This window comes from Sinosporangium siamense, from assembly GCF_016863435.1.
GTDB lineage: Bacteria > Actinomycetota > Actinomycetes > Streptosporangiales > Streptosporangiaceae > Sinosporangium > Sinosporangium siamense.
The window spans coordinates 1-13,622 of sequence record NZ_BOOW01000004.1 but is presented as its reverse complement, the minus strand read 5'-3'; the positions used below and the strand labels follow the sequence as shown (position 1 = coordinate 13,622).

The following is a 13,622-nucleotide window of genomic DNA, read 5'->3' as shown; positions in this document are numbered from 1 at the left end:
ATGAGACGTAGGAGGGTACAACGATGTGTGGAATTGCCGGCTGGGTCTCGTTCGATCGGGATCTGACTCGGCACCAGGCGGACCTGGACGCGATGACAGCGACCATGGCCTGCCGGGGACCGGATGCCGAAGGCACCTGGTTTGATCGGCATGCGGTGCTGGGCCACCGGAGACTGTCGGTCATCGATATCGAAGGTGGCAGCCAGCCCATGTCGGTGCGGACCGGCGACGGTGAGGTGGTGATCACCTACAGCGGCGAGGCCTATAACTTCACCGAGCTCCGAAGTGAGCTGATCCGCCGTGGCCACCGGTTCCGGACCCGCAGCGATACCGAGGTGGTGCTGCTTGGCTATCTGGAGTGGGGCGAAGCAGTCGCCGAACGACTCAACGGCATGTACGCCTTCGCCGTCTGGGATGCCAGGGCCGGCAAGCTCGTCATGATCCGTGATCGGATGGGCATCAAGCCGCTCTACTACTCCAGCACCGCCGACGGAGTGCTGTTCGGTTCCGAGCCGAAGGCGATCTTCGCCAACCCGCTGGCGGACCGTGCGGTCGATCTCGACGGCCTGCGCGCGCTGTTCAGCTTCACTCAGCCGCCCGGGGGTGCGGTGTGGTGTGGAATGCGCGAGGTGTTGCCGGGTGGCGTGGTCATCGTCGACCGCGCCGGCCTGCGTGAACGCCGTTATTGGACCCTGCGGACCCGTGCGCACACCGACGACCGGCAGACCAGCGTCGACACCGTGCGCTCGTTGCTCGAGGACATCGTGCGCCGTCAACTGGTCGCCGACGTACCCCGCTGCACGCTGCTTTCCGGTGGACTGGACTCCAGTGTGACCACCGCGCTGGCCGCCGCCCAACTCGCCGAGCAGGGCGAGCAGGTGCGCAGCTTCGCGGTGGATTTCGTCGGGCAGACGGACAACTTCGTCGGCGACGCCCTGCGCGGCACGCCGGACGCCCCCTATGCGCGTGAAGTGGCCAAGCACGTCGGCTCGCAGCATCAGAACATCATGCTCAAGCACTCGGCGATGGCCGATCCGGATCTGCGACGCGCGGTGATCACCGCGCGGGACAGTCCGCTCACCCTTGGCGACATGGACGCCTCACTCTATTTGCTGTTCGCGGCCATCCGCGAGCACTCCACAGTCGCCCTGTCCGGGGAGTCCGCCGACGAGGTCTTCGGCGGGTATACCTGGTTCCACCAGCCCGAGGTACAGGCCGCGAACACCTTTCCGTGGATGGCCGTCTTTGTGACCGGCGCGCGAGCCCAGGTGTCCGACCGGTTCAACGCTGAGATCACCGCAGCCCTCGACCTGCACGGCTACATCCGTGACCATTACGCCGACGCGGTCGCCGAGGTCGAGCGGGCCGACGGTGAGACCGACCATGAGAGGCGCATGCGGGTGATCTCCTACCTGCATCTGACCCGGTTTGTCCGCATGCTCTTGGACCGCAAGGACCGGATAAGCATGGCAGTCGGCCTGGAGGTCCGGGTCCCCTTCTGCGACCACCGGCTTGTGGAATACGTCTACAACATCCCGTGGGCGATGAAGTCCTTCGACGGCAGGGAGAAGAGTCTGCTCCGCGCCGCGAGCGCCGACCTGCTACCCGAGTCGGTGCTGTATCGAGCGAAAGCCCCCTACCCCGCCACTCGTGACCCGCTCTACACCAGCGTCCTGCTGCAGCAGGCCAAGGAACTGCTCACGACCGACGATCCGGTGTTCGAGCTCGTCGATCGCAGCTGGCTGGACGGTGTCACACGGCAGGACTCGGCCACGATGCCCATCGACGTCCGCAACGGCGTCGAGCGAGTGCTCGATCTGAGCACCTGGCTGGACATCTACCGCCCCGAGCTCCGGCTGCTCTGACACATCGGACCGGCCGATCGCAGCCGCCCCAAACCTGCTCCACAAAGGCCGGGATATGGCTCCTGTACCCCCACGTCAATAGGCAGGGAAAGGAAAATCATGTGGAACGACGACCACACTGAACTGCGCAGGAAGAATCGGGCCACGGTCGAGAAATACATGAACACGACCGGCCAGGACCGGCTCAAGCGCCATCTGCTGTTCACCGACGACGGAATCGGCGGCCTCTGGACGAACGACACAGGAAAGCCCATAGCCATCCACGGGAAAGACCGGCTCGCGGCGCACGCGGTGTGGTCGCTGGAATGCTTTCCCGACTGGGTGTGGACCAACATCCGGATCTTCGAGACGGACGATCCGAACTTCTTCTGGGTGGAGTGCGACGGGGTCGGGGCCATCCGATTCCCCGGTTATCCGGAAGGCCAATATGAGAATCACTTCCTTCACTCGTTCGAGCTCGCCGACGGCCTGATCAGGCGGCAGCGCGAGTTCATGAACCCCTTCGAGCAGCTGCGCGCACTCGGCATCCCTGTGCCGCAGGTCAGGCGCGAAGGCATCCCGACCTGAGGGGAGCTCGGACGTCGGCGGACCCCGGCTCGGCGCCGCGCCACAGCAGCCGGTCCGAGACGATCCCGCGGGTCCGCCGGGTGACCGAGGTGCCGGCCGACCGCCCGGCGCCGGTCCGGGCGCGTGGCGTGCGCGGCGTGCTCGCCGAGTTCGACCAGGTGGGGCAGCACTACACCACGCTGTGCGAACCCTGCCTCACCCTCTGGCAGGCCGTACAGCTCATCTCCGCCTGGAGCGACCACGCCCCGGGCCCTCACCGGATCCTCGAAGGAGGACGATCATGCCCGGGATCCCCCCGATCACCCCCTACCCGCTGCCCGCGGCAGGAGACCTGCCCGAGAACACCGCCCGCTGGACTCCCGACTCGGCACGCGCGGTCCTGCTCATCCATGACATGCAACGCTATTTCCTCAAGCCCTTCCCACCGTCGATGCGCGAAGAACTCGTCGGCGCCGTCGCCCGGCTCCGCAAGCAGAGCGCCGCGCTGGGCGTGCCCGTCGCCTACACCGCCCAGCCGGGCTCGATGACCGACGAGGAACGCGGCCTGCTCAAGGACTTCTGGGGACCTGGCATGCGCCGTACCCCGGAGGACCGGCTCATGGCCGACGAACTCGCCCCGGCGCCGGGCGACTGGGAGTTCACCAAGTTCCGCTACAGCGCCTTCGCCCGCACCGGCCTGCTGGAGCGGTTGCGTGCCGCCGGGCGCGACCAGTTGATCGTCTGCGGGGTATACGCCCACGTCGGCGTGCTCATGACGGCGGTCGACTCCTTCACCCACGACCTGGAGACCTTCCTCGTCGCCGACGCGGTGGCGGACTTCTCGCCCGGCTACCACCGGCTGGCCCTGACCTACGCCGCCGAGCGCTGCGCCGTGGTGCTGACCGCGAAGGAGGTCTGGCCGTGACGGACCTGCTGGACCGCCTGCACGAGTCCCCCGCCTTCGCCCTGCTGCACCGGCCGGAGTCCGGCGCGCCCGGCATGCTCGACGTGCTGCTGGGCGAGGTGACCGAGGTGGCGCGCCTGGCCGACCTGCCCCTGGATGACCAGGCGCCCGCCCAAGGGCGGCCGTGGCACGAAGTGCTGGCGATCATCCCGTTCCGGCAGATCCGTGAGCGCGGTTACGCCTGTGCCGACGACGGCGTACCCCTGCTGGCGATGAAGGTGACGGACCAGGAGGTCATCCCGGCCGCCCAGGCGCTCCCCCGCCTGCCCGACCGGCTCATCTCCACCACGGGCGGCGAGTTCGACGTCTCAGACGACCAGTACGCCGAGATCGTCCACCGGGTGCTCAAGGAGGCGATAGGTGAGGGCCAGGGGGCCAACTTCGTCATCAAGCGCTCCTTCGTCACCACCATCGACGACTACACACCCGCCCACGCCCTGGCCTTCTTCAGCAGGCTGCTGGCGATGGAGTCCGGTGCCTACTGGACCTTCCTGGTCCACACCGCAGAGCGCACCTTCGTCGGCGCCACCCCCGAGCGGCATCTGACGCTGCGCGACGGCACGGCGACCATGAACCCGATCAGCGGCACCTACCGCTATCCGCCCACCGGCCCCGTGCTCGGCGACCTCATGGACTTCCTGGCCGACCGCAAGGAGTCGGAGGAGCTTTACATGGTCCTCGACGAGGAGCTGAAGATGATGACCCGCTTCTGCGCGCCCGGCGTGCGGGTGGCGGGCCCGCGGCTGAAGGAGATGTCGCGCCTGGCGCACACCGAGTACTACATCGAGGGCACAAGCGACTGGGATGTCCGCGACATCCTGCGCGAATCCATGTTCGCCCCGACCGTCACCGGCAGCCCGCTGGAGAACGCCTGCCGCGTCATCAACCGCTACGAGCCGCACAGCCGGGGCTACTACAGCGGCGCCATGGCCCTGATCGGCCGCGACGCCTCCGGCAGCCGGACGCTCGACTCGGCGATCCTCATCCGCACCGCGGAGATCGACGCCGGCGGTGAGACGAGGATCGGCGTGGGCGCGACCCTCGTGCGCCACTCCGACCCGATGTCGGAGGTCGCCGAGACCCGCGCCAAGGCGGCAGGGCTGCTCGCCGCCCTCGCCCCCGGCACCGGGATGCGGCTCGGCCACCACCCCGACGTCCGCGCGGCGCTGGCCCGCCGCAACAGCGACATCTCCGGCTTCTGGCTTGGGTACGGCAGCGCGGAGGGCCGCGACCTGGTCGGAGTGCGCGCCCTGATCGTCGACGCGGAGGACACCTTCACCTCCATGCTCGACCACCAGCTCCGCGCCCTGGGCATGGCGGTCACCGTACGCCGCTACGACGACGACCCCCGCCTGAGCGGCCACGACTTCATCGTGCTCGGCCCCGGCCCTGGCGACCCCCGCGACCTCACCCACCCCAAGATCGCCTATCTGGACCGGGCGGTCCGGGAGCTTCTGGGCGGCCAGACCCCCTTCCTCGCCGTGTGCCTCAGCCACCAGGTGCTCTGCCGGGTGCTCGGCTTCGCCCTGTGCCGCCGTGCCGTACCTAACCAGGGTGCCCCGCGCACGATCGGCCTGTTCGGAGCCACCGAATGTGTCGGCTTCTACAACACCTTCGCCGCCCGCTCCGACGCCGCGGCCAGGGGAGACGTGGAGCTCTGCCTCGATCCGGACAACGGCGAGATCCACGCCCTGCGCGGTGCGCACTTCGCCTCGATCCAGTTCCACGCCGAGTCGGTGCTCACCCGCAACGGCCCGCGTATCCTCGCCTCCCTGATCAGAAGGGCTATGACTTCATGACCGCTCCGCGAACACCGCGTCCTCGTCATGAGGCCGGTTTCATGACGCGTTCCTATATGGTCGTCGACTCCTTCACCGACACCCCGCTGTCCGGCAATCCGGTCGCCGTCTTCTTCGACGCCGCAGACCTGACCGCCGAGCGCATGCAGGCCATCGCCAAGGAGATGAACCTCTCTGAGACAACCTTCGTCCTGCCCGCCCGTGAGGACGGCGACTACCACATCCGCATCTTCACCCCGGTCAACGAGCTGCCCTTCGCGGGCCATCCGCTGCTGGGCACCGCGGTCGCCCTCGGCGAGTTCTTCGAAGGCGACCGGCTGCGGCTGGAGACCAAGATGGGCGTCATCCCCTTCGACCTGATACGCGAGGGCGGCATTGTGGTCGCGGCGACGATGGAGCAGCCGACCCCCACCTTCTCGAAGTTCGAGCGGGCGGAAGAGCTGCTCGCGGCGCTGGGGCTGGAGAGCTCCCCCCTCCCCATCGAGATCTACGTCAACGGACCGCGCCACGTCTTTGTCGCCCTGCCGACCATCGAGGCGCTGGCCGCGCTTCACCCCGACCACCGGGCACTGGCGGCCTTCGAGGACATGGCGACCAACTGTTTCGCCGGCTCGGGAACGTCCTGGCGCAGCCGTATGTTCTCCCCGGCGTACGGCGTGCAGGAGGACGCGGCCACCGGCTCCGCCGCCGGCCCGCTCGCCTTCCACCTGGGACGGCACGGCCGCGCCGGTTTCGGCAGGTGGATCGAGATCCACCAGGGGGTCGAGATGGGCCGCCCCTCCCTGATGCGAGCCCGCGCGGACGAGAGCGGCCGGACCCTGGTCTCCGGCTCCGCCGTACCTGTGGTCAGAGGGGTGATGCTTGTCTAGCCGACACCCGCAGTGGAGATCTGGGCCGGCTCCGTCCCGATCGCACCGCAGGCTCCGCTCCAACCTGACCGAGGCGGCTGACGGACCGTACGGCACCGCCGTGCCCGTGACCAGATCCCCGTCCAGCCGATACTCGGCTATCGCCTGGCCAGTGGAGACCCGGCCCGGTGGCGCGTGCGCGGCCGAGACGGCCACAGCGCCAGTCGGTGGCATCCGCCGGCTGTGGTGGTGACGGCCCGTCTGCCCGCCTGGCGGCGACCGAGTCGCCCCGAGGCGGGACGGTGGCGCGCGTTCAGAATCCCGGCGGGCGGCGGAAACCGCCGATCACTTCGGCGAGGAGCCGCACGAACCCGACCGCGGTGCGGTCGTGCAGGTAGGGCGCGATCACCTGGATGCCGACCGGAAGTCCGTCCCGGGTCGCCCCGATCGGCGCCACCGCGGCGGGCAGGTGGTTGAGGGCCGCCGGCGCCGTCCAGGTGAGCAAGTCGCGGTACGGACGGTCGGCGTCGTTGATCCGCAGAGTCCGGGAGGACCAGCCGGGGTCGGGTGTGTGGTCGTGGGGGAAGGCTGCGGTGGGGGCCGCCGGGCAGAGGAGCACGTCGACGTCCTGGAAGAACTCGGCCCAGCGGCGCCGGGAGTGCTGCCGCCGATCGTCGAGCGCGTGCCAGTCGCGGAAGCGGACCGTCGCGGCCGAAGCGAACCCGCCGTCGGCCCCTTCCGCCGCGGCGAGTTCCACCAGCACGGCGTAGGACTCGGCCGGCTCGATCAGCCCGCTCTGCGCCATCAGCAACGGCCGGAAGAGGGACAACGTCTCGGCGAGCCCGACCGGACCTTCACCCTCGACCACGACGGCCCCCTCGGCGCGCACCGCGTCCAGCGCCGCCTGCATGACCGCGACCAGCTCGCCGTCTACGGGACAGAACGGGTCGTCGAGCCATGCCGCGACCCGGAACCCCCGCAGGGTGTTCGACCGGGCGGCGGGCAGCTCCAGCCGCCATGCCGGAGCGTGGTCGCGGTCCGCTCCGGCGAGGACGTCAAGACCCAGGTCGAGGTCGTCGGCGTGCCTGCCGAACGGGCCGAGCACCGCCATGTCGAACTCCGCCAGCGTCCCGGGAGCGTGCCCGGAGACGCTGCCGTGCCTCGGCACGATCCCGTACGACGTGCGCAGTCCGTAGACGCCGCAGAAGTGGGCGGGCACCCGGATCGAGCCCGCCGTGTCGCCGCCGAGGTCCAGACCCGTCAGCCCTGCGGCGATCGCGGCGGCGGACCCGCCGGACGAACCGCCGGGCCCGCGGGCCAGGTCCCACGGGTTGTTCGTGGTCCCGTAGATCTCGTTGTAGGTCTGCCAGTCCCGGGCGTCGACCGGCAGGTTGGACTTGCCGAACACGATCGCCCCTGCGTCTCTGAGCCGCGCGACGGCCTCGGCGTCTCTCGTCGAGACGTGATGTCCCCAGCGGACCGAGCCGCCGGTGGTCCGCATGCCCGCGACCTCCAGGCTGTCCTTCACACTCACCGGGACGCCGTGCAGGCGACCGAGCGGCTCACCGCGGGAGACCGCGCGGTCCGCCGCCCGCGCCGCGTCCCGCGCCCTTTCCACGTCCCGGGCGACGATGGCGTTCACCTGTGAATCGAACTGCTCCCCGCGGGCCAGGTAGTGGTCGAGCAGTTCGAGGCTCGACACCTCCTTCGCCGCGACCGCGGCAGCGAGTTCACCAGCGGAACGAAATGCCAGATCGGTCATCAGTACCTCCGAGAGAAACCTGAACCGTGCAGCGATCACGCACCATATTGTGGGATTCCACCCCGCGGGTGACGCCGAATCTCACAATATGCTCCCTGCTCCTTAACGCGCTGCCCGATTTCGGTTACAGGTTTGACCTTGAGGCATTGATTTGCACCTCGCTGCCGGTCGGTCCGGCGCAGCACAGGATGTGTGCAGAATTACCGGGAACGCACAGTCCGACATACAGCCCGAAACTTCTCCCATCATGGGAACACAGGCAGAACACGGTCACCCTCCGCGCGTGAGGCGATCCAACCGACATTTCCGCATCTGATTCCCCCACCACTCGGGCCCCTGGTCAGCTGGGCGCGCCGCATCACCTGCGCCGGCGAAGAGCTTTGGAACCGATTCGGCCGGCCCTAAAAAATGAAACCAACCCCCGCGTAGGCGCTGGTCGTACATCCGCCGGTGTGAAATCGGGCAGCGGAGCGCGCCTTATCGCGTGCGGTGCAGGATGGCCTTGAAGGCGCTCGGCGTCTCCAGGGTCACCGGGCCCGTGCTCGTGTGGCGGATCGTCACCCGGCCGCGCTGAGTGGCGCTGAGCTTGAAGTGGCCGCCGATGTCGTGCTGCACCCGCCCGTTCAGGTCGGCCTGGACGGACATGAGCCGGCCGATAGGCCACGCGACGTCAAGCAGGGTGCCGTCGGCGGCATGGCGGGTCAGGCCGAGCTCGACGGTCTCGCCGGGGGCCAGGCCGCGGAGCGCGATATGAGCGGCGACGTCCGCCCACACGTCCACGTCGGGGGCGATGCTCTGCGCACCCGCCGGGTGCCAACCGGCGGTGTCCCGCCATTCGGTCGTCCACCATGGCTGATGGTTCACCGACGACGGCACGGTGACCTCGGCGGACAGTCCCAATGACACGATCTCGGGCATGGGTTCTCCCTTTGACGGTGGTGTAGGTGTGGAAGTGGGCGGCCGGGGGGCACCGCGCCGGATCCATGCGTCGAGCGCGTCGCCCGGACATTCGGTGGAGAAGCCGTTGCGATGCCCCTTGATCTCATTGCCCGCGCTGCCCTCGCGCCTGAGGTAGGCGATCGCGTCGAGGATGCCGTGGAGTAGCTCGTCGTTGGGCGTGACCAGCCCGGAGCTGCCGACCAGGCCGAGCACCGCGTAGTGATCCCGGTTGCGCCCTTCACCGTTGGCCGCGGTGAGCCTCTTAGGCCCTCTGCCCTCGAACACTTTCCGATGCGGGCAAGCGATCATGCTGTAGGCGATGTCCATCCAGCCGTTGCCGTCCATGTGGTGCTTCTGGATGGACTTGACCACGGCCACGCAAAGATCGTGGTCATCGACGATGGCAGGCTCTACACGCCCGCCCGTGTAATGGACCTTCACCCCCTTGGTGGAGGCGACCGGCGTGTAGGTGCCACGGGGCGCTCGCGCTCCCCAAGCTCGGCGCGAGATGAAGTTGTCCACTGGTGCTTCCTTTCGTTCCCACTACTAAGCCGCAGTGCTCCTGGAGTGGACTTGAAGCTGACTTGGAGACGCTCATCCGAGCACCTGGCCGGCGTCGAGGACGCCGCGGAGGTGTGACGCACCACGATCCGCAGCATGGCCGGGCAGACGACCTAGGGCTGTTGTACGGCGGACAGCGGCTCAGCGCCGTCTGCCCGTGGCGCGAGGGCATCGCGGGCTGGTGGCGAGGCGGGGCCTGAGGCGGGGGTAGGTGTGCGGGCTGGAGTGGCCCGGCACCGATCTGCACGGCACCAAGACGATCAGCGTCCTGGAGGACGAGGAGGCTGAGGCCGAGGCCGGGATCAAGCCGGGCAGCTCCCGGCGTGCGGTCGTGTGAGACGCGGAGAACGTGCGTCTGCGGAGGGGTCTGCCAATGGTCTGCCACGACCGTTTAATCGGGCAAATCGCCCACGTTCTACCTTGATTGTGATCAAGGGACGCCCTGATCAGAACTGGTAGGGCGGGTGGGACTTGAACCCACGACCGGCGGATTATGAGTCCGCTGCTCTGACCGGCTGAGCTACCGCCCCTGGGGCACCGTGAGGCCACATCGAAGGAACTGCTGCAAGAGGCGAGCATAGCCGCCGTGAAGCGTTTTCGCGCCTGGACGACAGGATAGATCACCGGCACCCGCCCGCCTAGTTCGACCATGAAATCGACGCTCTCATGCGTCATTCCATTCGCTTTCATCCCAAAAGTCACGGTGATCCGCGAGCTCCCGCCGTCCGTGCGGAGAATGGCCCGGACGCCGGGATGCCAAAAGGTCACGGGAGGCCGATGCCGATCCCGCGGCCCCCTGTCGCCGGCGACGACGGCGGAGCGCCGCCGCCCCGGCAGGAGGGCGGCGGCGCGATGTACCCAAACGGCCGGGGGGTTAGCCGCTGGGAGGTGAGGGCTACGGCCGGTTGATGCCGAGGGTGTAGGCGCCGGCGCCGCTGTAGGCATGGACGCGGTAACGGTAGGTCCCCGCGGTCCCGCTGTAGGTGATGGTCTCGTCGGGGTTGGCGGTGATGCCCTGGGCGACCACGACCCACCGGGTGCCGCTGCGCTTCTCGAGGTAGACGTCGAAGTCGGTGCCGTCGGGGCCGTCGAGGCAGGCGGCGTGGGTGCCCGAGGTGCCGACGGTGTAGGAGCCGTCCGCCGGGTAGGCGTTCTGGCCCGCGCCCAGCGTGCCGCTGAGCCTCTGCTGGTAGCCGGCGCAGGCGCCGCCGGGCGGGTTGCCGCCGCCGGAGGTGACGAGGGTCAGGCCGTAGGTGCTCAGGATCTCGTTGACCGGCTGGAAGTAGGTCGTGCCACCGCTGGTGCAGTTGCCGGAACCACCGGAGGTCACGCCTTGCGCCTGGTTGCCGGAGATGTAGGAGCCACCCGAGTCACCGGGCTCGGCGCAGACGCTGGTGCGCGTGACGCCGTAGATGGTGCCCTCCGGGTAGGTCACGCTGGTGTTGCGCTGCTGGATGGTGCCGCAGTGCCACCCGGTGGTGGAGCCGGAGCGGCAAACCGAGGTGCCTTCGACCTGCTCCTGCGATCCGGAGACGGCCACCTCCCCGCTGCCGCTGACGACGCCGCGCGGTGTCCACTGCGAGTTGACCGCGACCCAGGCGAGGTCGTCGCCGGGGAAGGAGGAGCCCTGGAAGGTTCCCTGCGCGACACGGTTGAAGCCGCTGGTGGTGTTGCCGACGTCGCCGCAGTGCCCGGCGGTGACGAAGCCGCCCTGCGCGCCCTTGGTGACGGAGAAGCCGACGGAGCAGCGGGAGGCGTTGCCGATGTAGTAGGCGTCACCGCCGCGCACGTCGTAGAACGGCTGGGGCTTCTCGTCGGACTTCTCGATGCGTACGGCTGTCGCGTCGACGCCGGCCGTCGTCACGAAGTCCTTGGCCGCGGCGGTGTCGGACGCGAGGACGACGACGCTGTTGCTCTGCACGTCGACATACCACACGGGCACGGAACCCGGCTTGCGGTCGACGGCCGCGTCGAGGCCGGCCTTGATCTCGTTGAGGTCCCGCAGGCTGCGCTGCACGACCTTGGCCTGTGCTCCGGCCGATGTGATCGCCTTGGTGTCGGCGGCGTCGACGGTGGCGACGACAAGCGCGCCGGTGGCGCCGGTCAGCCAGGCTCCGGCGAAGTCCTTCTTGAGCTTCTTGCGCAGGCCGGGTTCGGTGCGGCTCGCGCGCTCCTCGTTGGCCAACCTGGTGGCCGCCTGGTCGGCGGTGAGTCCCAGGTCGCGCTCCATGGCCTCGATCATGCCGGGTGGCGGCTTGAGGGCGGACCCGTTGGTGGGGGTCCGCAGGTCGGCGACGGCAGGGGTGGCCGTCATGGCCAGGGCCGTGAACGCGACTGTCATACCCGCGAATACGGCTCGTCTGCGGAGCATAGTGTCTCCTTGCTTTGGGGGGTCGCCGTCACCGTAACGGCGGCACCCCAAAGCGCGGAGCTATCATTTCGCCCCTATCGCCACGTTATGGAGCTGTCCCAAAGCCTGGATTTCGGACGAGCCAATCCGCGTACCTCGGGCTGCGCTCGACCGCGTCGTGATGGGCGGCCTTGGCGTGCTCGGCGACCAGCGCCGCCGCGCGGGCAGCGCAGCCGTCGGGATGGTAGCCGAGCAGATGCCGCCAGCGCAGCGGCGCACCCACCAGCGGCAGCATGACCAGGCCGGGGGTGAGCGCGAAGGCCGCCTGGCAGAGCACGGCGGCCCGCCCCACCTGAGCTAGATGTACGGCGGTGGCCACGTCGGTCTCGTAAATCGTCTGCGGCGTGAACCCGGCGCGGGCGCACGCGGCGGCGAAACAGTCGGCGAAGCATCCGTCGCCTGGCGCGACCGCCCACCGCTCCTCGGCGAGCGCGGACAGGTCCACTTCCTTCTTTTCCGCCAGCGGATGCTCCTCGCTCAGCAGGACGAAGACCGGGTCCACGGCGATGTTGATCCACATGATCGCCTCCCCGGCGGGCGGCCCGGTATCGCCGCACGACCCGACGAGGGCGAAGTCGAGCCTGCCGGTGACCACCATTGTGGTGAGTTCCACGGCCGACCAGGACGTCTGCGTGCGCACGGGCGTGGCCGGATGCGTCGCGGCGAGCCGGTCGACCAGGCCGCCGAGAATCGGCCCGTTGGTGGCCCCCAGCCTGTAGGTGGGGATGCCGCCTCCTGCGTTGGCGAAACGCAGCGCCTCCTCCTGGAGGTCTCGGGCGGCGGGGAGCAGAACCCGGGCGCGGGTCAGCACGAGTTCTCCGAGGGGCGTGGGCCGTGCGCCGTTGCGGTCGCGCTCGAACAGGCTCCCGCCAAGGGTGCGTTCGATGCGCTTGAGCTGCGCGGTCAGCGCGGGCTGCGCCACACCGAGGTGGGTCGCCGCCTTGCTCACGCTCCCGGCGTCCGCGACAGCGCGCACGATCTTGAGGTGGCGAAACTCCAGATCCATAAAGGGACCGTAAGTCCCCGTCGGGATGGCCCGCAATCCAGATGAGTCAGGAAATTTGACTTTATGGTGTCGGAACGTTCCCAAGCGGGGGCATACGACCCCAAAGCGCAGTCGGTCGGCCCCTCACACATAGAGAGGTGCGCACTAGAGTCGTGCTGTGCCACATACCAACGAGCTGACCGTCGGCGAACTCGCCGCCCGTAGCGGCGTCGCGGTGTCGGCCCTGCACTTCTACGAGTCCAAGGGGCTCATCAGCAGCCGCCGCACCGCCGGCAACCAGCGCCGCTACGCCAGGGACACCCTGCGCCGGGTCTCCTTCATCCGCGTCTCCCAGCGTGTGGGCATCCCCCTCAAGGCCATCGAACAGGCCCTGTCCACCCTCCCGGAGGGCCGCACCCCCACCCGCAAGGACTGGGCCGCCCTGTCAGCCTCCTGGCGCACCGAACTGGACGAACGCATCGATCAGCTCCTCAAGCTGCGCGACGACCTGTCCGAGTGCATCGGCTGCGGCTGCCTGTCCATCGACCGCTGCGCCCTCGCCAACCCCCACGACGTCCTCGCCGCCGAAGGCCCGGGCCCCCGCCGCCTCCTCACCAAGGCCGGCCGCCAGGCCTGCACCGACGACTGCGCCTGACAAGCCCCCCACGCGGCCGGGCGGGCGAAGGCCAGACAGGAATCCCCCACAAGTCGCCACTTCGCATGAACTATGGCCTGCAAGCCCGCCCAGCCCCCTCAGACCGACCCACACCTGCAGACCGGACCGGCAGGCCGGCCGACACGCCATGGCACGGCCGCACGGCACGGCACGGCCGCACGGCACGGCACGGCCGGTCGGACCGGCAATGGCCGGTTGGGCAGCGCGGCACGGCCGGACGGCACGGCACGGCTGGTCGGACCGGCAATGGCCGGTTGGCCAGCGCAG

At 69.1% G+C, this 13,622-nt stretch carries 11 protein-coding genes and 1 tRNA gene; 7 read left to right on the top strand and 5 right to left on the bottom strand.

Annotation, left to right across the window (positions count from 1 at the left end; translation table 11 throughout):
* Positions 1–23: 23 nt before the first annotated feature.
* The 5 genes from asnB (at position 24) to Ssi02_RS01255 (ending at position 6,043) form a co-directional block, all read left to right on the top strand.
* Positions 24–1,865: an asparagine synthase (glutamine-hydrolyzing) gene (gene asnB, locus Ssi02_RS01275; RefSeq protein WP_204020166.1), complete on the top strand. Its 1,842-nt coding sequence runs from the start codon at positions 24–26 to the stop codon at positions 1,863–1,865.
* A 99-nt stretch (positions 1,866–1,964) separates the two neighbouring features.
* Positions 1,965–2,432: a PhzA/PhzB family protein gene (locus Ssi02_RS01270; RefSeq protein WP_204020164.1), complete on the top strand. Its 468-nt coding sequence runs from the start codon at positions 1,965–1,967 to the stop codon at positions 2,430–2,432.
* A gap of 280 nt (positions 2,433–2,712) precedes the next feature.
* A complete protein-coding gene (locus Ssi02_RS01265; RefSeq protein WP_204020162.1) occupies positions 2,713–3,336 on the top strand; it encodes an isochorismatase family protein in 624 nt (207 codons plus the stop codon).
* Positions 3,333–5,174 carry an anthranilate synthase family protein gene (locus tag Ssi02_RS01260; RefSeq protein WP_239128497.1) on the top strand — a complete coding sequence of 614 codons (1,842 nt, stop codon included), beginning with the start codon at positions 3,333–3,335 and terminating at the stop codon, positions 5,172–5,174. Before Ssi02_RS01265 ends, Ssi02_RS01260 begins: the two co-directional genes overlap by 4 nt.
* A gap of 41 nt (positions 5,175–5,215) precedes the next feature.
* Positions 5,216–6,043 (top strand): PhzF family phenazine biosynthesis protein, encoded by an 828-nt coding sequence (locus tag Ssi02_RS01255; RefSeq protein WP_204020160.1) that lies wholly within the window; start codon positions 5,216–5,218, stop codon positions 6,041–6,043.
* A 292-nt stretch (positions 6,044–6,335) separates the two neighbouring features.
* On the opposite strand, the gene Ssi02_RS01250 is transcribed toward Ssi02_RS01255, so the two are convergent.
* Both Ssi02_RS01250 and Ssi02_RS01245 read right to left on the bottom strand, forming a co-directional pair.
* The gene (locus Ssi02_RS01250) at positions 6,336–7,784 is read right to left on the bottom strand and encodes an amidase (protein ID WP_204020153.1); all 1,449 of its coding nucleotides are present in this window, start codon (positions 7,782–7,784) and stop codon (positions 6,336–6,338) included.
* Between the two features lie 477 nt (positions 7,785–8,261).
* The gene (locus Ssi02_RS01245) at positions 8,262–9,245 is read right to left on the bottom strand and encodes a peptidoglycan recognition protein family protein (protein ID WP_204020151.1); all 984 of its coding nucleotides are present in this window, start codon (positions 9,243–9,245) and stop codon (positions 8,262–8,264) included.
* A 250-nt stretch (positions 9,246–9,495) separates the two neighbouring features.
* Between Ssi02_RS01245 and Ssi02_RS39210 the strand changes: the two genes are divergently transcribed.
* The gene (locus Ssi02_RS39210) at positions 9,496–9,621 is read left to right on the top strand and encodes a hypothetical protein (RefSeq protein WP_275410565.1); all 126 of its coding nucleotides are present in this window, start codon (positions 9,496–9,498) and stop codon (positions 9,619–9,621) included.
* A 116-nt stretch (positions 9,622–9,737) separates the two neighbouring features.
* Here Ssi02_RS39210 and Ssi02_RS01240 read toward each other — a convergent pair.
* The 3 genes from Ssi02_RS01240 to Ssi02_RS01230 all read right to left on the bottom strand — a co-directional run bounded on the left by Ssi02_RS01240 (position 9,738) and on the right by Ssi02_RS01230 (position 12,700).
* Positions 9,738–9,814: transfer RNA gene (locus tag Ssi02_RS01240), tRNA-Ile, on the bottom strand.
* A gap of 365 nt (positions 9,815–10,179) precedes the next feature.
* Positions 10,180–11,655, bottom strand: a complete 1,476-nt coding sequence (locus Ssi02_RS01235; protein ID WP_204020148.1) for a S1 family peptidase — start codon at positions 11,653–11,655, stop codon at positions 10,180–10,182.
* An 85-nt stretch (positions 11,656–11,740) separates the two neighbouring features.
* The gene (locus tag Ssi02_RS01230; RefSeq protein WP_204020146.1) at positions 11,741–12,700 is read right to left on the bottom strand and encodes a LysR family transcriptional regulator; all 960 of its coding nucleotides are present in this window, start codon (positions 12,698–12,700) and stop codon (positions 11,741–11,743) included.
* 157 nt (positions 12,701–12,857) lie between these two features.
* On the opposite strand from Ssi02_RS01230, the gene soxR reads away from it, so the two are divergent.
* Entirely contained in the window at positions 12,858–13,334 is a 477-nt protein-coding gene (gene soxR / locus Ssi02_RS01225) for a redox-sensitive transcriptional activator SoxR (protein ID WP_204020144.1), read from the top strand.
* Positions 13,335–13,622: the final 288 nt, after the last annotated feature.

What these genes read in the sequence shown, in the direction of transcription:
- asnB (WP_204020166.1), top strand. Translation starts at nt 24, where the DNA reads ATGTGTGGAATTGCCGGCTGGGTCTCGTTCGATCGGGATCTGACTCGG.
- Ssi02_RS01270 (WP_204020164.1), top strand. Translation starts at nt 1,965, where the DNA reads ATGTGGAACGACGACCACACTGAACTGCGCAGGAAGAATCGGGCCACG.
- Ssi02_RS01265 (WP_204020162.1), top strand. Translation starts at nt 2,713, where the DNA reads ATGCCCGGGATCCCCCCGATCACCCCCTACCCGCTGCCCGCGGCAGGA.
- Ssi02_RS01255 (WP_204020160.1), top strand. Translation starts at nt 5,216, where the DNA reads ATGACGCGTTCCTATATGGTCGTCGACTCCTTCACCGACACCCCGCTG.
- Ssi02_RS01250 (WP_204020153.1), bottom strand. Translation starts at nt 7,784, where the DNA reads ATGACCGATCTGGCATTTCGTTCCGCTGGTGAACTCGCTGCCGCGGTC.
- Ssi02_RS01235 (WP_204020148.1), bottom strand. Translation starts at nt 11,655, where the DNA reads ATGCTCCGCAGACGAGCCGTATTCGCGGGTATGACAGTCGCGTTCACG.
- Ssi02_RS01230 (WP_204020146.1), bottom strand. Translation starts at nt 12,700, where the DNA reads ATGGATCTGGAGTTTCGCCACCTCAAGATCGTGCGCGCTGTCGCGGAC.